Origin of the sequence: Rhizobium sp. SL42, from assembly GCF_021729845.1 — a bacterium.
Classification (GTDB): domain Bacteria; phylum Pseudomonadota; class Alphaproteobacteria; order Rhizobiales; family Rhizobiaceae; genus Allorhizobium.
The window spans coordinates 1,786,528-1,805,545 of record NZ_CP063397.1 but is presented as its reverse complement, the minus strand read 5'-3'; the positions used below and the strand labels follow the sequence as shown (position 1 = coordinate 1,805,545).

The following is a 19,018-nucleotide window of genomic DNA, read 5'->3' as shown; positions in this document are numbered from 1 at the left end:
GTTCAAGGTGATCGCGAGACTAGCTGCGGGTTACGCTGCCTGCAACCGCAGGATAGCATTGCGCCTGTGGTTTCCCCTCACCCGGCCTCCGCTTCGCTCGGCCACCCTCTCCCCCGAGGGGGAGAGGAGCAGTCGCCGGCGCTGCGGCGACGAACGGCCAAAACGCAAAAGCCGCCGAGTCGCCCCGACGGCTTTTGCATTTCGACCTTGCAGATCAACTCAGACGAACTGGCTCAGGCCCGGGACCGAGGCGATGACTTCATCGACGGTTTCGGCGCCGGCGTATTCGCGGGCAACGGCCATGGTTTCCTTGGCCAGCGTGGTGATTTCGCCCATGCCGAGGCCCTGGGCCATCAGCTGCTGGCCGAGACCCATGATGCCGCCGCCGCCGATGGCGCTCATCAGACCGCCGAGCAGACCGCCGCCGCCGGAGCCTTCGCCGTTGTGGGCGGCAACGAGTTCGGCAGCACCAGGGATCGCTTCGATCATCCGGGCGACCGGGCCGTCGGCTGCTTCGCGCTGCAGGAAGCCGAGCATCATGCCGAGCGCCTTTTCGGCGAGATCCGGGGAAATGCCGACGCTGTCGGCGATGCGGGTGACGATTTCGCTCATGATTTGGAGGCCTCCTGCCCGTAGAATATTGACGTTAACGTCAACGTAATGGATGTTTTCATCGAACTCAAGTGACCTGTGCCGGACTTTGGCGTGCGGATGCCGATAATCGGTGCAAAACCGCAGCGCCAATATCGCCCCGCCTCGCCCGGTTCTGCCCTGAGGCACGTGCCCTGGCCGCCATTTCACCGCCTTTCGGAACACTACCTTGTTCCGTGGCCAGTTCTTTGGCCGGTTCATTGAACCGTCGAATGACCCGTTCGGTGGCCGGTTCTTTGCCAGATGCTTGGCCAGATAGCAGACCGGGTGTCATTCGAGAATGACCGATACCGGACGTTGTCGATGTTCCACACTATCCTTATAAGAGCAAGCGGACGAATGCGTTTAGCGCCAGGGAGATGAGTGCATATGCTGAAAGACGGCGAACTCTATATCGGCACCAGCCGCAATCCGGACGACAGCCTGAACAAGGGCGAATATCTGGCGCTGAAATATGGCAACCGCCATGGCATCGTCACCGGCGCGACCGGCACCGGCAAGACCGTGACGCTGCAGGTTCTCGCCGAAAGCTTCTCCGAGGCCGGGGTTCCGGTGTTTGCCGCCGATATCAAGGGCGATCTTTCGGGCATTGCCGCCATGGGCGAGCCGAAGGACTGGATCACCCAGCGGGCGACGCAGATCGGCTTTACAGATTATGCGCCCGCCGAATTCCCCGTGATCTTCTGGGATCTCTACGGCGAAAAGGGCCACCGGGTGCGCACCACCGTCGCCGAGATGGGCCCGCTCCTGCTGTCGCGGCTGATGAACGCGTCCGAAGCCCAGGAAGGGGCGCTCAACATCGCCTTCAAGATCGCCGACCAGGGAGGGCTGCCGCTGCTCGACCTGAAGGACCTGCAGGCGCTCCTGACCTATATGGCGGAAAACGCCACCGAGCTTTCCAGCCAGTTCGGCCTGATCTCCAAGGCCTCGATCGGCACGTTGCAGCGCGGATTGCTGGTACTCGAGCAGCAGGGCGCGCAGAATTTCTTCGGCGAACCGGCGCTGAAGATCACCGACATCATGCGCACCACCAATGACGGCCGCGGCGCGATCTCTGTGCTGGCCGCCGACAAGCTGATGATGAACCCGAGGCTCTATGCCACCTTCCTGCTCTGGCTGCTGTCGGAACTGTTCGAGGAACTGCCGGAAGTGGGCGATCTCGACAAGCCGAAGCTGGTCTTCTTCTTCGACGAGGCGCATCTCCTGTTCAACGACGCCCCGAAGGTGCTGACCGAACGGGTCGAGCAAGTGGTGCGGCTGATCCGCTCCAAGGGCGTCGGCGTCTATTTCGTCACGCAGAACCCGCTCGACGTGCCGGAAACAGTGCTCGCCCAGCTCGGCAACCGGGTTCAGCATGCCTTGCGCGCCTATACGCCGCGCGAGCAGAAGGCGGTGAAGACGGCGGCCGACACGTTCCGCCCCAACCCGGCCTTCGATTGCGCCACCGCGATCACCCAGCTGGGGATCGGCGAGGCGCTGGTCTCGACGCTCGAGGCCAAGGGTGCGCCGTCGATCGTCGAGCGCACGCTGGTGCGTCCGCCGTCTGGCCGCGTCGGGCCGCTTTCGGATCCCGAGCGGCAGAAGGTGATGAACCTCAGCCCGGTCGCCGGCCTGTATGATGCGGATCTCGACGCCGAATCGGCCTACGAGATCCTGAACGCCCGCGCCGCCAAGGCGGCAGAAGCCGCGGCCGCCAAGCGCGCCGCCGAGGAACGGGCGAAAAACGGCGAGGCAGAGGACAGCGCGTCCGGCCGCTGGACGCTGCCGGGTTTCGGCGACGACGACCGGCAAGACGAGGACGGCGAGCGCAAGCCGACGCGCAAATCGTCAGGCTACCAGCGCGAGACGGTGATCGAAGCTGCGATGAAGAGCGCGGCCCGCTCGGTCGCCACCTCCGTCGGCCGGGCCCTGGTGCGCGGCATCCTGGGCAGCCTCAGGCGCTAACCCGTTATCTGCGCTGCCAGTCGACCACCACCTTCGCCGCGAAGATCACTGCAACCTGCTGTCGTCTTCGCGGCTGGCGGCGACCCTCTTGCCGGGGCGCATCAATGCCGGCCCTGCCGGTCGGGGCAACATAGCAACAAGATCAACTTGCCATTGCGAAAGTCTCTGTTTTTACTCAATATTGAGGCCAAAGCTTTTACGCGGGCGAAAGCTTTGGCTGTTCCAGAGCAGGACAGTCGAACCGAACCACAATATTTGACCCGTTAAACCTCAGCGTGAAATGGGGCTGGTTATTCACCGAAGCGCAACGGATACTGGGTTATGATCGGCAGATTATCGATGACTGGCGATTGTCCAGTCTTGCGTGAGGTGTAGCGTGGATAGCGGCCTGAACCATGTCGTCCTGGTGAACAATGCCAGACGGGCCCTTGAGAAGGGCCGCTTCGAGCTGATCTACCAGCCGATCTATTCGGTCGGCCACAGGGAGGTCGACAGCCTGGAGACGCTGCTGCGCTGGCGCATGGAGCCGGGCAAGCTGGCGGCCGCGCAAGAATTCCGCGGAATTTTCCGCGATCCGTCGATGTCGCTGTCTATCCGCAATTTCGTGCTGGAAAACACCATTCGCCAAGCCGCCGCCTGGCAGGACGATGGCCATCACTTTGGCCGGTTGAGCATCAACACCACCGCCTTCGACCTGTGCTCAGGCGATCTCGCCGGCCGGCTGGAAACCATGCTCGAGCTGTACCGGCTGTCGCCGGACATGATCGAGATCGAGGTGCCGGAAAATGCGCTCTACGGGCCACGCGCCATCGAGGTGGGACTGGCGATCGAAATGCTCTGTTATTCCGGATTCTCGCTGGCGCTCGACAATTTCGGTGCAACCTATGCCGGCTTGTCGGCGTTGCGTCGCTATCCGTTCAGCCGGCTGAAGATCGACCGGAGCCTGATCCGCAATGCGCTGACCAATTCGGTCGACCGGGCGATCATCCGCCATGTGATCGGCCTTGGGCATGACCTCGGGATCACCATCACCGCCTCCGGCGTCGAAAGCGAGGCGCAGATGGAAGCCGCCCTGCATCTCGGGGTCGACAGCATCCAGGGCTATTTCGTCTGTTTCCCCAAGGAGGCCGAGATGGTGCCAAGGGTCTGTCATGTGCTGAACCTGCAGGGCCGCAGCGGCTGATCCCCCGCCCACCCGTGCCTCATGTGCAGAAACGGTCGATGACACTGGAATGTCGGCCGGGATCGTGGCAGGGTCGGCCATGCTTTTCGTGATCTATGCCAGTGCCGCCCTTGCCGAAATTGCCGGATGTTTTGCCTTCTGGGCCTGGTTACGGCTAGGCCATTCGCCGGTGTGGCTGGCGCCCGGCGTCCTTGCCCTGGCGCTGTTTGCCTTCCTGCTGACCCTGGTACCTTCGGACGTTGCGGGGCGCGCCTATGCGGCCTATGGCGGCGTTTATATTGCTGCCTCGCTCGCATGGCTGTGGCTCATCGAGGGCCAGCGCCCGGATCGTTTCGATCTGGCCGGGGCGGCCATCTGCCTTGTCGGCGCCATGGTGATCCTGCTGCCGCAGCGAGGTTAACGGCCCGGCCGCCGCCATATTGAGCGTTTTGGGCCGATTTCCCCTCAAAACCCGGAATACCTGCTTGCGGAATTTCCGTATATACATAAATTATGATGATCGTCTGGGATGAACCGAAACGGCTCGCCAATCTCGACAAGCACGGGCTCGATTTCGCTGACCTGTCGCTGGGCTTTTCTCGACGGCCATCGTCCGGCCAGCCAAACGCGGACGAAAGCAGGCGATTGGAAGGCTCGAAAACGGGAGGATCGTGGTGATCTTCGTTCTCCTCGGCTCGGAGTGTCTCTCTGTTATTTCAATGCGTCCGGCAAACCTGCAGGAAAGGAGATTGATCCGATGAAGCGCCAAAAACCTTTGAAAGCCTTCGCAGAAGGCCGTGGCTATTCGCGCGCCGACTGGGATGATGTTGACGACAATCCGGAAGCGACCGAAGAAGAATTGAAGGAATTCCGGCCGTTTCGCAATGTTTATCCCGATATTGCCGCAGCGATCGACCGCAAGCTTGCCGGGCGGCCGAAATCGGACGCGCCCAAGCAGGCGATCAGCATCCGGCTCGATGCCGAGGTGATCGCGCGCTTCAGGGCAACCGGCGATGGCTGGCAATCGCGGATCAACGAGGCGCTGCGCAAGGCCGTGGGATTGTGAAACGAAAAAGGGGAGAGCGATCCGCCCTCCCCTCCTTCAATCAGTCGATGTTCGATCACACCGCGACGGGCTTGCGATTGGCTTCGCGGAAAGACACAAGCCGGCCGAGCTTTTCGTCCCAGAGGACGAGCTTCACGCAGGCGAAGCTTTCGCGCAACGTGATGCGGCTGATGCCGCGCAGTTCCGGATGATCGCGCAGCACTTCCGGCAGGCGGTAGTAGGGAACCTTGCTCGACAGGTGATGCACATGATGCACGCCGATATAACCCGTCAGCCAGCGCAGGCCCCAGGGCAGGTCGTAATGCGAGGCGCCATGCAGCGCCGCATGCTGGAACTGCCATGCCGGAGGGTTCGACCAGTGGGTATCCTCGAACTGGTGCTGGACATAGAACAGCCAGATGCCGGCGGCACCGGCCATCAGCACGATCGGCAGATGCACGGCGAGGAAGGGACCGAGACCGACGGCCCAGATCAAAACTGCTGCCAGAACGACCATTCCGACATTGGTGGCCATGGTCGAGATCCACGGCAAGGCGCCCGAGCGCATCATGCCGAATGGCAGACGCTGCTTGAGAAGGAAGACCCAGGCCGGGCCGATGCCGAACAGAACCAGCGGATGGCGATAGAGGCGATAGAGAAGACGGCCGCGGGCCGAGAGCGCCTTGTATTCGGCAACCGTGAGCGTGGTGATGTCGCCAATGCCACGTTCGTCGAGATTGCCGGCCGATGCATGGTGCTCGGCATGGGCGCGGCGCCAGTAGTCGTAGGGGGTCAGCGTGAAGACGCCGAGAATGCGACCGGTCCAGTCATCGAAACGGCGGCGGGCGAAAAACGCGCCGTGGCCGCAATCGTGCTGGATGATGAAGAGGCGCAGCAGGAAGGCGGCGGCCGGAATGGTCAACAGCAGGCCGGCCCAATAGCCGTAGTGCAGAAGCGCCCAGCTGGCGACCCAGAGCAGCACGAAGGCAAGGCAGGTGACGGCCAGCTCGAAGGTGCTGCGCTTGAGGTTCGGCTGGCGGTAGGCGTTGATGATCTTCAGCCACGCCTTGGCGTCGCGGCTGTCGTCAACATCTGGCGTTTCGACGGAGAATTCCAGTGCCGCACTCATGAGCGGCCTCCGATCTCGTGGCTCGCAACAGGCGCAAAGACGGCGGCGGGCGCCGGCTTGGCTGCAGGAGGCGCAAAGTCGACACGCGAATTATCGGCAGAATACATCGTCATAGTGCTTTCAGATCGTCCCGAAACAAGTGCCCCCGGACGGTCATCAGCGCGGGGATAAGCTCCCCTAGCCTTTTTTGGCGGTAAAAGAAACCAATTCCGCTTGCGCAATTAGACGCATCCGGGGAAATCAATGGCCGCACGGCCTGCCAAAAGCGGATCGACCGTGGTCAAAAACAGGTGGCGTATCGGCGCGCCACCTGTCTGAACGGTTCGGCCTACGTCTCAGTTGACCGGCTTGACCGTCGCGAGGATCTTGGCGACTTCCGGCATGTTGCGCTCTTCGGTTTCCGCTGACGCCCAATATGTGACGATGGCGATCTTTTCGGCCGACAGGCCGATGATACCGACGCCGATCGAGACCGGACCGTCCTTGTCCTTGCCCTTCCAGTCGATGGCCTCGAACGGCATGCCGTTCAACGTATCCTTGCTGTCCTTCTGGGTTGCCGGATCCGGCTCGACACCATTTTCAGACAGGAAGTCGAAGACCTGCGTCATCACCGCGTCCATGTCGCTGTCGCCGGCGATATCGAAGGAGATATAGGTGCCGCCGTCATCGGAAGTGCCTTCGACGCCATACTCGGTTTCCGACGGCTGCCAGCTGTCGGGAATGGTGACGGTCGCTACCGGCGCGTCGGAGGGGAAGGCGAACTCGCCCGCGAGGGACGTGGTGGCGGAGATCAGCAGCATGGCTGTCGCGGCAAGAAATTTCTGCATCGGATATGGCCTGTGGATAGCGTTTTGTGGATGTGCACCAACCGGATCGACCAGGCGACCGCGGCGCTGCGCGCTTCTTCCCTTAGCAGGCGGACGACAGAATCGTTGTACTGTTTCTGCAGGGGACGGCATGCGGACCGGGAAATCCGCCAATATGCTAAACAAGCAGGGAATGGCGTCGCGCAACCCTGTAGCGGAGTGGTGGCGGGTAGAAAGAATCCGGCGGCAACCCTTGCGTATATCCTTGTGAAAACAGGCTGTTCGGCCGGATTTATCGCTGTATGACGCAGGCCTGCGCCGCGGCCTTGGGCCTTTTTTCTTGTGTTTGATCGCTGGCAGTCTATATTGCGCCCATCGAAGATTGCTAGTGACCTTTGTCTACGCGCCAGCGGCGCACGCCAGATTTCCTCTCAAGATCGATAGAGCCGGTGGAATATCTCTCCGGCCAATCCAACGATTGAAAGGAAATCGTTATGAGCACAGGTACCGTTAAGTGGTTCAACAGCACCAAGGGCTTCGGCTTCATTCAGCCTGACGAAGGCTCCGCTGACGTTTTCGTGCATATCTCGGCCGTCGAGCGTTCGGGCATGCGCGAACTGACCGAAGGCCAGAAGGTCGAATACGAAATCGTGAAGGACAAGCGCACGGGCAAGAGCTCGGCCGACAATCTTCGCGCCGCTTGATTTTGTCGCTCGCCCCGCCGGCCACGGATTTTCCGGAACGGCCGGCTGAGTGACAGGAAGAGGTCGGGTTTTCCCGGCCTTTTTATTGTTTTCGGCCGAGAGGCCATTTTCAGCGATTTCGGCACTTTTCCGGGATCTTTCGAGGGGAATGGCGCATTTGCCGTTCATCCCCATATTCCGTCCATTCAAACTCGCGGGCCCACAGCCCGGAAAGGAAGCGAATTTGCAAGTCCTCGTCCGAGATAACAATGTCGACCAAGCCCTGCGCGTTCTCAAGAAGAAGATGCAGCGCGAAGGCCTGTTCCGTGAAATGAAGACCCGCAGCGCTTACGAAAAGCCTTCGGAAAAGCGCACGCGCGAAAAGGCTGAAGCCATTCGCCGCCAGCGCAAGCTTCAGCGCAAGAAGCTGCAGCGCGAAGGCCTGCTGCCGGCGCCGAAGAAGGTGCTGCGCCCGGCCCGCTAAGGGGCCATGGGTTCGGGCGCGCCAGAGGCGCGCGCCCGCCGCTGCCTGTCTCCCAGGTCGGCAACCACGCAAGAAGCAACCCAATCCCGAATGACGACCGATACCGTGGAGGCCGAAAGAATGACGGCCCATACCGCGGAGGAAGGACGGATATGACAGCGACCAAGGACAAATTCTTCAAGCCCGAGAAAATCGCCGCCCAGGACAAGGCGACGACGACCGACAGCGCCGCACGCGCGATCATCGAGCAGGAAGTCATACAACGCGACCGCAAGACCGAAGCGCTTCGCGCCCTGCGCATGCAGCGTGAAGCCGAGCAGGCCGTGGCACCACCGGCACCAAAAAAGACCCGCGCGCCGCGCAAGGTTGCCGTCACCAAAGCATAGTGCCGACCGGCCCTGCCTCGGGCTCGGCCATTGGCCTGATCCCGCGGATCGGGCGTTTCTTCCTGATATTCGATCGTGTCCAACCCGCCGACTGCCGCTTTTCGCCTGTCGGGACGCCGTCGTGATGGCTTTTCTCCCTGGCTTGAGCACCTGACTGCCGCTGCTACGGTGCGCTTTCCGCTGGTACGATGACGGTCGTGATCAAGCCGCGCATACCGTCTCCCTCCCCGTCAGCGCCTGCCGGCCCCTGAAGGAAATGCTGCCGTAATGACAGCCGTGGCAGCCCCCCTGCCCGCGAACAGGGAGGATCAGGGACGCGGGCGATCGCGGCGCGCGCAGAGCCGGGCGCGAAGGCTGTTAGCGCTTGGGCGCGACGAGGGCGAAATAGGCACCCTGGGGATCGATGGCCTGGATGATCCAGGCGGGACCAGGGACTTCCATAGGCTCCTGGATCACCGTGCCGCCTGCTTTCTGCACCCGCGCGACGGCCGCGTCGATCGCGTCAACGTTGACATAGTAACCCCAGCAGGGGAGAGGCATTTCGGCGGGCTTGGTCATCATGCCGCCGATCACCTGGTCGTCCTTGCGGAACAGCTGGTAGACGCCCATCGGACCCATGTCGATGGCGGTATCCTTTTGCCAGCCGAAGATGCCCGAATAGAAATCGAAGGCTTCCGTGCCGTTGCGCGCCATCAGTTCGCGCCAGCCGAAGGTGCCGGGCGTATCGGGAGCCGGTTCGGGCGGCACACCACCTGCGGGAATGATCGGCGTCATCACGGCGAGGACTGCACCCTGCGGATCGGCAAGCACGGCGAAGCGGCCAACGCCATGGATGTCGATCGGGCCATGGACCACCTTGCCGCCATCGCTGACGAAGTGATCCGCAACCCGGTCGACATTATCGACGGCAACATATCCGGTCCAGTTCGAGGGAATGCCGCGGGCCTTTACCTCATCGGTCAGCGGCAGCATGCCGGCCACACCCATTTCGGAACCGGCAATCGACAGGATCGTGTAGTTCATGTCCGGCATGCCGCTGTCCTTGGCGGTCCAGCCGGCAACCTCGCCATAGAATTTGGCCGCCCCAGCGGTGTCGCTGGTCATCAGTTCATACCAGATAAACTTGCCGTGCATGCTGTGCATGGTGTTCTCCCTTTGGGCCGCTTCAGGCGCGGCGCTTGCTTTCGCTGGTCATGAAAACATGGAAACTGCCATCCGGCTTGCGGACGCTACCGGAGAACGACCGGTGATCATCATCGTGGAAATGAATGACATCGCGATAGATCTCCGTCCTTGACGGATCTTCGAACGACGGTCCCTCCGCCTCCAGCACGAGCGTTTGACCTTCGTCCTCGACCCAGCCCTTGTAGACCCAGAGCTTGTCCATCATAGACCCGATCCAGGTTCCAACATAGTGCCCGAGACGGGGATCATAGCCAAGTGTCATGATCATCGAAGATCGGCTGCCATCGCCCATGCCGCCCTCGCCTTCCGAGATCACCCAAAGGCCGCCGATCGAACGAACGGTCTCCGTCCAGACCTTGTCCGGATCATCGGCGTCATAGTCCTTGTGGCCGGTGGAACTGGTATAGATCCAGTCGCCGAGGAGCCTGTCGAGAAAGCGATGTTCTTCGCGCGGTTTTGCAAATTCCATGATGATTTCCTCCCATCTGCAGTCAGGGCATCATCGATGACACATCCCATCGGCGATGCACTGCGCGTTTGCATTCGATGTCATTGGAGACGCAGATTCACAGGCGCGGCCTTGCCGTCGCGACTTTTGCGGCGCAGCATTACCGGAATGCGCCGGCGATCAGGACACCTGCGTCATTTGGGCCAGCGACACGAGCGTCAGTGGCAGCAGGACGCGGTCGCCGGCTTCTGTTCGTATTCGTCCTTGCGCTTGACGAAACTCAGCGTCGAGGTCTCGTTACGGCCGAGCGGAGCTGCATCGAGCATCATCAGCGCGCCGAGCCCTTCTTCGCCACCCCGGGCATATTGCGAATAGGTGTGGAAGATCTCGCCCTTTTCATTGCGATAGAAGCTCGACAGGCCGGGCAGTTCATCATGGGCATCTTCGCGCGGTGTTTCGCGGAAATTGTAGAAGACGCTGCCGGATTCCAGCTGTTCGGGCGTGAATGAGACGTGGAAGTCGAAATTGAAATCGCTGCCAAAGGACGAGACCCAGGGAAACTGCCAGTTCATCCGGCGCTTGTAGGCCTCGATCTTGTCGAGCGGCGCACGCGAGACACAGACGAATGTGACGTCGTGATTGTTGAGATGCGGCAACATGCCATCGATGTGATCGGCAAAGAACGAGCAGCCGGGGCAGCCGGCATCCCAGTCAGGACCGAACATGAAATGATAGATTTCAAGCTGGCTGCGTCCGTCGAACAGGTCGGCAAGGCTTCTTGGGCCGGCCGGCGTGTCGAAGGCATAGTCCTTGTCGACCCTGACCCAGGGCAGCGCGAGACGCTCGGCATTCACCTTGTCGCGCAGGCGGGTCATCTGCTTTTCACTCGCCAGCAGCGCCTTGCGGGCGTCCAGCCACTCCTCACGCGATACGACAGAATGTTCCATTTCCTCGTCCTCCTCTTGACTTTTACGTTGATATCAACATAAATAGCATATGTCAAATCCCACGCCGATTCCCTATTCGACCACCGTCCATATCCGCGACTCGTGCCTGTGCCTGCATGCGCAACGCGCTGCGCGCGCGCTGGCCCGCCGCTTCGACACGGCGCTGAAGGCCCTTGGCCTGACCAACCAGCAATTTTCCCTGATGATGGCGTTGAACCGGCCGGAACCGCCGCCGATGGGGCCCGTCGCCAGACTGCTGGCCATGGACCGCACGACGCTGACGGCCGCATTGAAGCCGCTCGAGCGGCGTGGCTGGATCGCGGTGGAACCCGACCCGAAGGACAAACGCGGGCGGCGCCTGAGGCTGACGCCGGACGGCACCGCCGTGCTTTCCGCCGCCGTGCCGATCTGGCGTGCGGTGCATGCCGAGATCGAGGCGGAACTGACCGTGGATTCAGATGTGCTGCGCCAGGGCATGCTGGAGGTCAGCGTCTAGGCGGTACTGTTTAAGAAGCCTAGATGGTAGCGGCCCGCAACCTTCCTCGATTCAGAGGCAGGAAGATCGACAGGAGAATCACGCCGATGTATATCGGCCGGATCATTGTCGTGAGAAATATTGATGAACGTATTGGGGACAGTATTTATCGCCGCACTCTCCAGCATAGTCACAGTGCTTGCATTTGAAGCGGCTCAAACGAGGCGCGAAAACATGGTCTCCAGCAGCTGGATGCCAGCAGGAACTCTGCTACTCGTTTCACGCTCGACTTCTTGCCCGACCGGTTGGAATAGTCGAGCATCGGTCTTGGCAAATCTCGACTACGAAACCAGCGACGACTTTTCCCTTCAGGATTTTGACTACGTGGTTAGCACAGAGAACCCACAGATTGTTCGCTTGCGAACCTGCCAGAAAGCCGACTGAGATGCAGCTGTCGGATTTACTCGCGGTGCCTGTGTAGATCGGATCCTTAGCAGGCGGTGGATCTTAGCGCTGATTTCCATCTCGGTCATCGATCAGATCTGACAGTGAAAACCCGAACCTGCGGGCCGGCATGTCGCAAACTGCGGAAACCGTGGTTGCAGAGATGCGAATTCGCCACCGCTGGCGCTCGACCGGTTCGCGCGAGGCAAAGACCTTGGGTGACAGAAGGGCGATACTGCGACCAGTGGCCTTTACTGATGGTGAGCGATAGAGCGGCGACGGATAGACGATCACTTCGACGCCAGCCTCACGAGCGTCATCAGCTAAGGACTGGCAGGCAGCATCAGTCGCAACCTCGCCCTCTTGGAACCTCTCGGCGCCAAGATCTATCGCTCGCATGGTCGAGACCGGAACGGCGAAAGCGATGAAATCGCCGGGCATCGTGGACAAGGCCGTGGCCGGAGCCTCGGCGAAGAGCTTGATACGCTGGATCACCATGTCGGCGAGCGCCGCCTCGACGGTTTCGGCACCGTAGAAGACGCCGAGCGTGCGCCCTGCCCTGCGGAATCGTGAACCGCCGGGATCGGGGGCACCGTAGCGGAATGGCGCCGACAGCAGCGGGTCGAGCCCGGCACATTCGCGCGGCAGGGCCGGTTTCGTCTCTTCCAGCAGGCGTTCGAGCAAAGCCTGCTCCTCGATCGTGTCGACCAGCTTCATCACCGATGCCTGATGCTGGGTCTCGGCCATGCGCCAGATGGTGCCGCTGAACGGCTGCGGTTCAAACGAGAGCACGACGAGCATCGAGATAGGCAAGCACATCGACAAGGCCCGCGACCGTGGACATACGTTCAGCCGGAATGCCGCCCAGCACGCTGTTGCCGTTCTTCAGCCAGGCGCGGGCGACCAGCTCGTCGCCGCCGGTGACGGCATCGAGTGCGCGGAACAGGCGGATGAGAAGAAGCCCGAGCTCGAAGGGTTTTGTGCCACGTTCGAGGCGGAATTCGAGCCGTTTCATCCGTGACAGCGAGGCTTCGGAAAGACCAAGGATGACGGAAAGCTGGCGGGCGGACAGGCCAAGTCGCTCGGCGGCGGCGATGACCGCCCTGGTCACCGTCACGGCTTCCAACATGCCGTCTTCCGGCGCGTCACTGGTCTCGAACAGCATGGGACATCCTTTCCTTGGGAAAGGGTATAGGCGCTTTCTTTCTGGCGGCAAGAGGGTAGCCCGAAAAGCAAAAGGCCGGCTGAGGCCGGCCTTCTGGCATTGAAGTAAGACATTGGTAACAGCCAATGGATCGACGGCGATGAACCGGCCGGAGGTAGCCGGTTCATCGGCCAGCCTGCACGCCCCTGGCGGCAGAGGCGGCAAAGGCCCGTGTCAGCGGACGGAGACCGGCACTTCGGTCGAGGTGCGCATGGCGTGGCTGTAGGGGCAGACGATGTGGGCGGCAGCGACCAGCTTTTCCGCCAGCTCGCGCTCGACACCGGGGATCTCGACCGAGATCTTCACATCGATTTCGAAACCGCCACCATCGGCGCGCGGGCCGATGCCGACATCGGTGTAGACCTTGGTCTCTTCCGAAAGCTTCAGCTTTTCCTTGGAGGCGACGAATTTCAATGCGCCGAGGAAGCAGGCGGAATAGCCGGCGGCAAAGAGCTGTTCGGGATTGGTGCCGGTGGCGCCGTCGCCGCCGAGTTCCTTGGGGGTGGTCAGCGCGACGTCAAGGACGCCATTGTCGCTGACGGCGTGGCCGGTACGGCCACCGGTGGCGGAAGCATGTGCAGTGTAGAGGATAGCCATGGGTTCAAGTCCTTGTCTTGCGTTGCGATAGGGTTTATATATTGCGCAATTATTTTGTGCGCAATTGTTTTTTGCGCATTGCATGAAAATAATCTTTCCGACACAGTCGAATGCAGATCCGTGTCTCTGGAGGTTCGATCAAACCATGGACGATGAAACGCTGGAAAAAGAGCTGACGCTCGACAAGCAGCTGTGCTTTGCGCTCTACGGCGCGGCGCATGCGTTTACCCGCGCCTACAAGCCGCTGCTGACGCCGCTGGGACTGACCTATCCGCAATATCTGGTGATGATGGCGCTATGGGAAAATGACGATGTGCCGGTGAAGGCGCTCGGGGAAAAGGTCGGCCTCGATTCCGGGACGCTGTCGCCGCTGCTGAAGCGGCTGGAACAGGCCGGCCATGTCGCACGCCGCCGCGACGCCACCGACGAGCGGCAGGTGTTCATCACACTCACTGACACCGGCCGGGCGCTGAAGAAACAGGCCGTCGGCGTCTTTCGCGCGATCGGCGAACAGACCGGCTGTTCGCTGGCCGAGGTCGAGACCCTGCGCGACAGCCTCAAGCGGCTGCAGATGCAATTGGGGAACGAGGGGTAAGGGGATGGACAGGAGAGGATCAAGAATTGCCCCATGTGCCATTTTGCACCGGCCTCTCCTGAAACCGGCAGCGGGACGAACCGCTCGCGCTCTATCCACCCTCCCCCCCCTCAAGGCGAGGGTGGAAAGGGGCCTATGCGCCCCTCCCCTCAAATCATTTCACTGCCAGACCTGGATCTTGGCCTTGTTGGGAACGCGCTCGTAGAGGTCGATGATGTCCTGGTTCATCAGGCGCACGCAGCCCGACGAGACGGCCTTGCCGATCGAGTTCCATTCCGGCGAGCCGTGCAGGCGGTAGAGCGTGTCTTCGCCATTCTGGAAGATGTAGAGGGCGCGGGCGCCGAGGGGGTTCTTCAGGCCGGGCGGCATGCCGCCATTGGCGATGGAATATTTGACCAGTTCCGGCTGGCGGGCGACCATTTCGTCCGGCGGGGTCCATTTCGGCCATTTCTGCCGCCACTGGATGACGCCGGTGCCCTGCCAGGCAAAACCCTCGCGGCCGATGCCGACGCCGTAGCGCATGGCTGTGCCGCCCGGCTCGACGAGGTAGAGGAAACGGTTCGGCGTATCGACGACGATGGTGCCGGCGGGCTGGCCGGTCGGGTCGATGACCTGCTGGCGATAGAAGCGCTCGGGGATATTCCAGTACGGCACGGCCGGAATGACATAGCCGCCGTCGAAGATCTCGCCATACATGGCGTCGAGCTCGGGCGAGCGGCCGGTCGGCGGCGCATCGACCACGGGACGCGCGACGGGGCCGTCAAGGCGCAGGCTCGGCGGCATCGGACGGGAAGAGGCGCAGCTGGCGAGTAGGCTTGCCGCGCCAAGACCCGTCAGCGACAGAAGCGTGCGTCGGGTCAGGTTATTCGAAGATGACATGGAGATACTGATTTCCTGTAGCAATGCAGCGAGACACCCTAAGACGTCTCAGCTGGCGCTTTGTTCCGCCCCGATGGCGATGCAAACAGGAAAGCACCGACAAAGGCAACCGCGCAGCCCTTTCAACTTTGCGAGAGGGGCATTCGCGGTCCGCGCCTGTCTCTAAATGACAACAATCGGCGTCTTGTTGGGCACACGGTCGAAGAGATCGATCACGTCCTGGTTGAACATGCGCACGCAGCCGGACGAGGTCGCCTTGCCGACGGACTGCCAGTCGGGCGTGCCGTGGACACGGTACAGCGTGTCCTTGCCGTCCTGATAAATATAGAGGGCGCGGGCGCCGAGCGGGTTCTTCAGGCCGGCGACCATGCCGCCTTCGGAGGCCGAAACTGGCTTCAGGTTGGGCTGGCGGGCGACCATCTCGTCGGATGGCGTCCAGTGCGGCCACTTGGCCTTGCGCTCGATCACGCCCCTGCCCGACCAGGCAAAACCATCGCGACCGAGGCCGACGCCGTAGCGCACGGCCTTGCCGTTTTCCTGGACGAAATAGAGATAATGCGCCTTGGTATCGACGACGATGGTGCCGGGACGCTCGGCGGTCTGGTAGTCGACCTCCTGGCGCAGCATGTCGCGATTGACCCGGTCGAGCGGAATGGCCGGCAGCGTGTGATCATTGTCGCGGATCACGCCATACATCGTGCGGTGCAGCGGATTGGTGACCGGCAGGCCATAGGTCTGGTGGAACTGGGTCTGGTAAAGCTCGCGGCGCTGCGGCACCGGCTGGGTGGCGGCCGGCGGGGTGCGGGCCGGATCATGCCAGACGGGCGCAACCTCGTCCTGGAAGACGTCGATGTTCATGCGGCTGGTATCGGTGACCAGGATGCAGCTCGACAGCAGCGACAGCATCAGACCGGTCGCGGCAAGACCGACGACACGGGTGAGCATGGGCTGGCGCTGGGACATACCGGAGACGAAGACCTTAGATACCATTTTCCACCGATTCAGACTGAGCTCGACGGCGGCACCATGGCAGTCGCGGCTGGCGCGAGGCTGGTGGTTTGGAAAGGTTCGCAGGGGAACCGGTATGGAGGATCGGCCGTCCTCTACTTGGGCCCGCGGCACGGTCACCCCACCCGGACCTTCGGTCCGCCCGCCTCAACAGGAGGGTAGAAGGCCAGTAGCAGCCACCCACCTCCCCCTTGAAGGGAGAGGTCGACGTGCGGCGTTGAGACGAGAGGTGCGGCGGGCGCGATCCGATCAGGCGTCCCTGCCTCCTGCCACCGGCAGGCGGACATTGGGCAGCATCAGGGCGGCGATCAGGCCGAGCGCCATCATGCCGGATGCGGTGAGAAACAGCGGCAGGAAGGCGTCGGAATAGGCGTTGGCGACGGTGGCCTGGACCGCCTGCGGCAGGCCTGACAGCATCTGCGGTGTCAGGTTGCGGAAATCGCCGCCGTCCGGCAGCGCGATCGAGACATGGGCGAGGCCGGCGCTGATGATCGCTCCATAAATCGAGATGGCGATGGCGGCGCCACCCATGCGGGTCAGCGTCACCGTGCCGGTGGCAGCACCGACATCGGCGCCGGAGGCGGCATTCTGCACGCCGATCACCGGAACCTGCTGGCCGATGCCGATACCGATGCCCTGCAGCAGCATGACCAGGCCAAGCAGGATGATCGATGTTCCGGCATGCATCTGGCTGAACACGGCGAGGCTGACGATGCCGGTCGCGGTCGAGGCGATGGCGAAGGGCTTGTAGCGGCCGGTCTTCGAGATGATGCGGCCGGCCGACAGCGAGCCGAGCGCGATGCCGCCGGTTGTGGCGATGAACAGCAGGCCGGCCATCGACGGCGACAGGCCGGTGGTGGTCTGCAGGAAGAGCGCGACATAGTTGACCGAGCCGATGCCGATGGCGCCGGAGACCAGCGAGATGCACAGCAGCAGGTTGACCGTGCGGCTGGAAAACAGCGACAGCGGCACGACCGGCTCGGACACCCGGCGTTCGACGAAGATCCAGCCGATCAGGCACAGCACCCCGAAGGCAACGACGCCAAGGCTTTCAGGCGCGATCAGCGAGCCGAAGATCTGGCCGCTATCGGCCCAGAGCACGACGCTGGCCACCGCGCCAGCAAGCAGCAGCGCACCGGCATAGTCGATCTTCGGGCGACGATGCGGCTTGCGATACGGCAGAAGCCAGACCAGGCCGGCGAGCACCAGGATGCCGATCGGCAGGTTGACCAGGAAGATCGAGCGCCAGCCGAAGAGATCCGACAGCGTGCCGCCAAGCACAGGGCCGAGTGCGCCGGAGGCCATCAGCACGAGGCTGGAATAGCTCTGGTAGCGGGCGCGTTCGCGCGGTTCGAACAGGTCGGCATTGATGGCGAAGATCGACACCATGATGCCGCCGCCGCCGAGCGCCTGCAGCACGCGGGCGGCGATCAACGTGTTCATCGAGACGGCCAGACCGCAGACGAGCGAACCCAGGGTGAAAATCGTGACGGCGGCGATGATAACGTATTTGCGGCCGAACAGATCGCCCAACTTGCCATAGAGCGGCATGACGGCGCTGGTGGTCAACAGATAGGCCGAGCCGACCCAGCCGAAACGCTCCAGTTCACCGAACTCGCCGACGATGGTCGGCAGCGCCGTCGAGACGATCTGGTTGTCGAGCGTGGCCATGAACATGGCGGCGAGCAGGAGCAGGTAGACGACAAGACGCAACCTGGGGTCGGTTACCAGCGGCGGAAGACTTGCCGGCGCGGAGAAAGAGGGCGCCGATGAAGCAGATGGGGACGCGGATGGGGACGCGAGGCCATCGCCTGGCCCTGCAGGCGGGGACGTGACGGAAACGCGCTTTGTCGAGACGGGGGATACGGAATTGTCCATGGATCGGGGGCTCCTGTTGGCTGCAAAATGGGCCAACAGGAATTACATGTCAACAGCATATAAATGCTAAAATCACATATTATGGTTTTACAGCGGCGCAGAACCTGCTATTCAGATGGCCATGACGGACAAGCACAACCCAACAGACACGCGGCCAGAAGCCGGCGACGGTGAAACACAGCCTGGTCCCGATCCCGCCCTTGCGGGAATCGGCCAGGCGATGACGCGCATGCGCCTCCTGATCGGCCGGCGTTTCGTCGGCCGCATGGCGCTGAAGCGGATCGGCACCGGGCTGGAATTGTCCGATATCGATGCGATCGGCGTCATCAAACGGGTGGCGCCGCATCAGGAGGTGACGGTCGGGGCGATTGCCGAACAGATGCGGATCGATCCGTCGCGCGGCAGCCGGATCGTTGCCGACCTGGTGAGACAGGGCCTGCTGGAGCGGGCCGCCTCGCAGGAGGACGGACGACGCAGCATCGTGCGGATGACGGAGGCCGGCAAACAGGTGCTGGAACAGATCGAGGAGATCAAGCGGGAGCTGATCATCGAAGCCACGGCCGGATGGCCGCAGGACGATATCGCGCGATTCGCGACGCTTTACGACCGGTTCACCGTCGGGCTGGAAGCCCAACTCGACCAGTTCGAGCAGGGCGAATAGGGCTGCCGCCAGAACGAGAGCCGGAACCGGAGCATAAGCCGAAAACTACCCGGCCGGCATCCCCTCCCCCGAGAGAATGCCGGCCGGCCGACGCGGGACGCATCCCCAGGTTCGTCACTGCCTCGCCCAAAGCCAAAGACGTCCTGTGCGATCCGCGCGTCGAATGCGAAATCAGATGGCTTTTGGCCCCTGAAGCGCGTTGTAGATCTTGCGCCCGAGCAGGATCGCGACCGGCAGCGCAACAAGGCAACCACTGAGGAAGGCACCGGCGATATGCCAGCCCTGGACCAGATCCAGCGCGAGCACGGTGATCACCGCAGCGCCGCCAAGCGCACTTGCGACGAGGATATAAAGGACTGCAGTCAGACCCAGCATGTTCGACCCCCTGAGCGTCATTTGCCTGATGC

General features: G+C 62.2%; 24 protein-coding genes and 1 pseudogene. 12 read left to right on the top strand and 13 right to left on the bottom strand.

Annotated elements, in window-relative coordinates; translation table 11 throughout:
- Nucleotides 1-219: 219 nt before the first annotated feature.
- On the bottom strand, nt 220-612 hold the full coding sequence (locus IM739_RS08405) for a hypothetical protein (RefSeq protein WP_237370717.1): 393 nt from the start codon (nt 610-612) through the stop codon (nt 220-222).
- A 408-nt stretch (nt 613-1,020) separates the two neighbouring features.
- On the opposite strand from IM739_RS08405, the gene IM739_RS08400 reads away from it, so the two are divergent.
- The 5 genes and pseudogenes from IM739_RS08400 to IM739_RS08380 all read left to right on the top strand — a co-directional run bounded on the left by IM739_RS08400 (nt 1,021) and on the right by IM739_RS08380 (nt 4,823).
- Nucleotides 1,021-2,595, top strand: a complete 1,575-nt coding sequence (locus tag IM739_RS08400) for a helicase HerA-like C-terminal domain-containing protein (protein ID WP_237370716.1) — start codon at nt 1,021-1,023, stop codon at nt 2,593-2,595.
- Nucleotides 2,596-2,971: 376 nt separating this feature from the next.
- Complete coding sequence (locus tag IM739_RS08395) at nt 2,972-3,778, top strand: EAL domain-containing protein (RefSeq protein WP_237370715.1); 807 nt, start codon at nt 2,972-2,974, stop codon at nt 3,776-3,778.
- Nucleotides 3,779-3,857: 79 nt separating this feature from the next.
- Nucleotides 3,858-4,178, top strand: a complete 321-nt coding sequence (locus IM739_RS08390) for a YnfA family protein (protein ID WP_237371009.1) — start codon at nt 3,858-3,860, stop codon at nt 4,176-4,178.
- Nucleotides 4,179-4,270: 92 nt separating this feature from the next.
- Nucleotides 4,271-4,518 (top strand): annotated as a pseudogene (locus IM739_RS08385) (BrnT family toxin).
- The gene (locus IM739_RS08380; RefSeq protein WP_237370714.1) at nt 4,515-4,823 is read left to right on the top strand and encodes a BrnA antitoxin family protein; all 309 of its coding nucleotides are present in this window, start codon (nt 4,515-4,517) and stop codon (nt 4,821-4,823) included. Before IM739_RS08385 ends, IM739_RS08380 begins: the two are co-directional and overlap by 4 nt.
- 55 nt (nt 4,824-4,878) lie before the next feature.
- On the opposite strand, the gene IM739_RS08375 is transcribed toward IM739_RS08380, so the two are convergent.
- Together IM739_RS08375 and IM739_RS08370 are read right to left on the bottom strand one after the other, a co-directional pair.
- Complete coding sequence (locus IM739_RS08375; protein WP_237370713.1) at nt 4,879-5,931, bottom strand: fatty acid desaturase; 1,053 nt, start codon at nt 5,929-5,931, stop codon at nt 4,879-4,881.
- A gap of 335 nt (nt 5,932-6,266) precedes the next feature.
- A complete protein-coding gene (locus IM739_RS08370; protein WP_237370712.1) occupies nt 6,267-6,758 on the bottom strand; it encodes a histidine kinase in 492 nt (163 codons plus the stop codon).
- Nucleotides 6,759-7,231: 473 nt separating this feature from the next.
- Here IM739_RS08370 and IM739_RS08365 point away from each other — a divergent pair, with 473 nt between their 5' ends.
- The 3 genes from IM739_RS08365 (at nt 7,232) to IM739_RS08355 (ending at nt 8,290) form a co-directional block, all read left to right on the top strand.
- Nucleotides 7,232-7,441, top strand: a complete 210-nt coding sequence (locus IM739_RS08365) for a cold-shock protein (protein ID WP_007599595.1) — start codon at nt 7,232-7,234, stop codon at nt 7,439-7,441.
- Nucleotides 7,442-7,664: 223 nt separating this feature from the next.
- Nucleotides 7,665-7,904, top strand: a complete 240-nt coding sequence (gene rpsU, locus IM739_RS08360) for a 30S ribosomal protein S21 (protein WP_007599597.1) — start codon at nt 7,665-7,667, stop codon at nt 7,902-7,904.
- Nucleotides 7,905-8,056: 152 nt separating this feature from the next.
- Nucleotides 8,057-8,290: a hypothetical protein gene (locus IM739_RS08355; protein ID WP_237370711.1), complete on the top strand. Its 234-nt coding sequence runs from the start codon at nt 8,057-8,059 to the stop codon at nt 8,288-8,290.
- A gap of 357 nt (nt 8,291-8,647) precedes the next feature.
- On the opposite strand, the gene IM739_RS08350 is transcribed toward IM739_RS08355, so the two are convergent.
- From IM739_RS08350 to IM739_RS08340, 3 genes are all read right to left on the bottom strand, one after another.
- Nucleotides 8,648-9,433, bottom strand: a complete 786-nt coding sequence (locus tag IM739_RS08350) for a VOC family protein (RefSeq protein ID WP_237370710.1) — start codon at nt 9,431-9,433, stop codon at nt 8,648-8,650.
- A gap of 22 nt (nt 9,434-9,455) precedes the next feature.
- Nucleotides 9,456-9,944 carry a DUF1579 domain-containing protein gene (locus IM739_RS08345; protein WP_237370709.1) on the bottom strand — a complete coding sequence of 163 codons (489 nt, stop codon included), beginning with the start codon at nt 9,942-9,944 and terminating at the stop codon, nt 9,456-9,458.
- Nucleotides 9,945-10,141: 197 nt separating this feature from the next.
- A complete protein-coding gene (locus IM739_RS08340) occupies nt 10,142-10,870 on the bottom strand; it encodes a DUF899 domain-containing protein (RefSeq protein WP_237370708.1) in 729 nt (242 codons plus the stop codon).
- Nucleotides 10,871-10,919: 49 nt separating this feature from the next.
- Between IM739_RS08340 and IM739_RS08335 the strand changes: the two genes are divergently transcribed.
- A complete protein-coding gene (locus IM739_RS08335) occupies nt 10,920-11,366 on the top strand; it encodes a MarR family winged helix-turn-helix transcriptional regulator (protein WP_237370707.1) in 447 nt (148 codons plus the stop codon).
- 123 nt (nt 11,367-11,489) lie between these two features.
- Nucleotides 11,490-11,789: a hypothetical protein gene (locus IM739_RS08330; protein WP_237370706.1), complete on the top strand. Its 300-nt coding sequence runs from the start codon at nt 11,490-11,492 to the stop codon at nt 11,787-11,789.
- Nucleotides 11,790-11,852: 63 nt separating this feature from the next.
- Here IM739_RS08330 and IM739_RS08325 read toward each other — a convergent pair whose 3' ends face one another.
- The 3 genes from IM739_RS08325 to IM739_RS08315 form a co-directional block, all read right to left on the bottom strand.
- On the bottom strand, nt 11,853-12,608 hold the full coding sequence (locus IM739_RS08325) for an RES family NAD+ phosphorylase (RefSeq protein ID WP_237370705.1): 756 nt from the start codon (nt 12,606-12,608) through the stop codon (nt 11,853-11,855).
- A complete protein-coding gene (locus IM739_RS08320) occupies nt 12,568-12,954 on the bottom strand; it encodes an MbcA/ParS/Xre antitoxin family protein (RefSeq protein ID WP_007599611.1) in 387 nt (128 codons plus the stop codon). Before IM739_RS08320 ends, IM739_RS08325 begins: the two co-directional genes overlap by 41 nt.
- Nucleotides 12,955-13,167: 213 nt before the next feature.
- Nucleotides 13,168-13,590, bottom strand: a complete 423-nt coding sequence (locus IM739_RS08315; protein ID WP_007599613.1) for an organic hydroperoxide resistance protein — start codon at nt 13,588-13,590, stop codon at nt 13,168-13,170.
- A gap of 145 nt (nt 13,591-13,735) precedes the next feature.
- On the opposite strand from IM739_RS08315, the gene IM739_RS08310 reads away from it, so the two are divergent.
- Nucleotides 13,736-14,185, top strand: coding sequence for a MarR family winged helix-turn-helix transcriptional regulator (locus IM739_RS08310; RefSeq protein ID WP_237370704.1), 450 nt, complete (start codon nt 13,736-13,738; stop codon nt 14,183-14,185).
- Between the two features lie 159 nt (nt 14,186-14,344).
- Here IM739_RS08310 and IM739_RS08305 read toward each other — a convergent pair whose 3' ends face one another.
- From IM739_RS08305 to IM739_RS08295, 3 genes are all read right to left on the bottom strand, one after another.
- Nucleotides 14,345-15,064, bottom strand: a complete 720-nt coding sequence (locus IM739_RS08305; protein ID WP_237370703.1) for a L,D-transpeptidase — start codon at nt 15,062-15,064, stop codon at nt 14,345-14,347.
- 162 nt (nt 15,065-15,226) lie between these two features.
- Nucleotides 15,227-16,054, bottom strand: coding sequence for a L,D-transpeptidase (locus tag IM739_RS08300; RefSeq protein WP_237370702.1), 828 nt, complete (start codon nt 16,052-16,054; stop codon nt 15,227-15,229).
- A 267-nt stretch (nt 16,055-16,321) separates the two neighbouring features.
- On the bottom strand, nt 16,322-17,950 hold the full coding sequence (locus tag IM739_RS08295) for an MDR family MFS transporter (protein WP_237370701.1): 1,629 nt from the start codon (nt 17,948-17,950) through the stop codon (nt 16,322-16,324).
- Between the two features lie 115 nt (nt 17,951-18,065).
- Here IM739_RS08295 and IM739_RS08290 point away from each other — a divergent pair, with 115 nt between their 5' ends.
- Nucleotides 18,066-18,611, top strand: coding sequence for a MarR family winged helix-turn-helix transcriptional regulator (locus IM739_RS08290; RefSeq protein ID WP_442981107.1), 546 nt, complete (start codon nt 18,066-18,068; stop codon nt 18,609-18,611).
- A gap of 171 nt (nt 18,612-18,782) precedes the next feature.
- On the opposite strand, the gene IM739_RS08285 is transcribed toward IM739_RS08290, so the two are convergent.
- The gene (locus tag IM739_RS08285) at nt 18,783-18,986 is read right to left on the bottom strand and encodes a hypothetical protein (RefSeq protein WP_237370699.1); all 204 of its coding nucleotides are present in this window, start codon (nt 18,984-18,986) and stop codon (nt 18,783-18,785) included.
- Nucleotides 18,987-19,018: the final 32 nt, after the last annotated feature.

Coding starts and splice junctions, on each gene's coding strand:
- IM739_RS08405 (WP_237370717.1), bottom strand. CDS start 612: ATGAGCGAAATCGTCACCCGCATCGCCGACAGCGTCGGCATTTCCCCG.
- IM739_RS08400 (WP_237370716.1), top strand. CDS start 1,021: ATGCTGAAAGACGGCGAACTCTATATCGGCACCAGCCGCAATCCGGAC.
- IM739_RS08390 (WP_237371009.1), top strand. CDS start 3,858: ATGCTTTTCGTGATCTATGCCAGTGCCGCCCTTGCCGAAATTGCCGGA.
- IM739_RS08380 (WP_237370714.1), top strand. CDS start 4,515: ATGAAGCGCCAAAAACCTTTGAAAGCCTTCGCAGAAGGCCGTGGCTAT.
- IM739_RS08375 (WP_237370713.1), bottom strand. CDS start 5,931: ATGAGTGCGGCACTGGAATTCTCCGTCGAAACGCCAGATGTTGACGAC.
- IM739_RS08370 (WP_237370712.1), bottom strand. CDS start 6,758: ATGCAGAAATTTCTTGCCGCGACAGCCATGCTGCTGATCTCCGCCACC.
- IM739_RS08365 (WP_007599595.1), top strand. CDS start 7,232: ATGAGCACAGGTACCGTTAAGTGGTTCAACAGCACCAAGGGCTTCGGC.
- IM739_RS08355 (WP_237370711.1), top strand. CDS start 8,057: ATGACAGCGACCAAGGACAAATTCTTCAAGCCCGAGAAAATCGCCGCC.
- IM739_RS08350 (WP_237370710.1), bottom strand. CDS start 9,433: ATGCACAGCATGCACGGCAAGTTTATCTGGTATGAACTGATGACCAGC.
- IM739_RS08345 (WP_237370709.1), bottom strand. CDS start 9,944: ATGGAATTTGCAAAACCGCGCGAAGAACATCGCTTTCTCGACAGGCTC.
- IM739_RS08340 (WP_237370708.1), bottom strand. CDS start 10,870: ATGGAACATTCTGTCGTATCGCGTGAGGAGTGGCTGGACGCCCGCAAG.
- IM739_RS08335 (WP_237370707.1), top strand. CDS start 10,920: ATGTCAAATCCCACGCCGATTCCCTATTCGACCACCGTCCATATCCGC.
- IM739_RS08330 (WP_237370706.1), top strand. CDS start 11,490: ATGAACGTATTGGGGACAGTATTTATCGCCGCACTCTCCAGCATAGTC.
- IM739_RS08325 (WP_237370705.1), bottom strand. CDS start 12,608: ATGTGCTTGCCTATCTCGATGCTCGTCGTGCTCTCGTTTGAACCGCAG.
- IM739_RS08320 (WP_007599611.1), bottom strand. CDS start 12,954: ATGCTGTTCGAGACCAGTGACGCGCCGGAAGACGGCATGTTGGAAGCC.
- IM739_RS08315 (WP_007599613.1), bottom strand. CDS start 13,590: ATGGCTATCCTCTACACTGCACATGCTTCCGCCACCGGTGGCCGTACC.
- IM739_RS08310 (WP_237370704.1), top strand. CDS start 13,736: ATGGACGATGAAACGCTGGAAAAAGAGCTGACGCTCGACAAGCAGCTG.
- IM739_RS08305 (WP_237370703.1), bottom strand. CDS start 15,064: ATGTCATCTTCGAATAACCTGACCCGACGCACGCTTCTGTCGCTGACG.
- IM739_RS08300 (WP_237370702.1), bottom strand. CDS start 16,054: ATGGTATCTAAGGTCTTCGTCTCCGGTATGTCCCAGCGCCAGCCCATG.
- IM739_RS08295 (WP_237370701.1), bottom strand. CDS start 17,950: ATGGACAATTCCGTATCCCCCGTCTCGACAAAGCGCGTTTCCGTCACG.
- IM739_RS08290 (WP_442981107.1), top strand. CDS start 18,066: ATGGCCATGACGGACAAGCACAACCCAACAGACACGCGGCCAGAAGCC.
- IM739_RS08285 (WP_237370699.1), bottom strand. CDS start 18,986: ATGCTGGGTCTGACTGCAGTCCTTTATATCCTCGTCGCAAGTGCGCTT.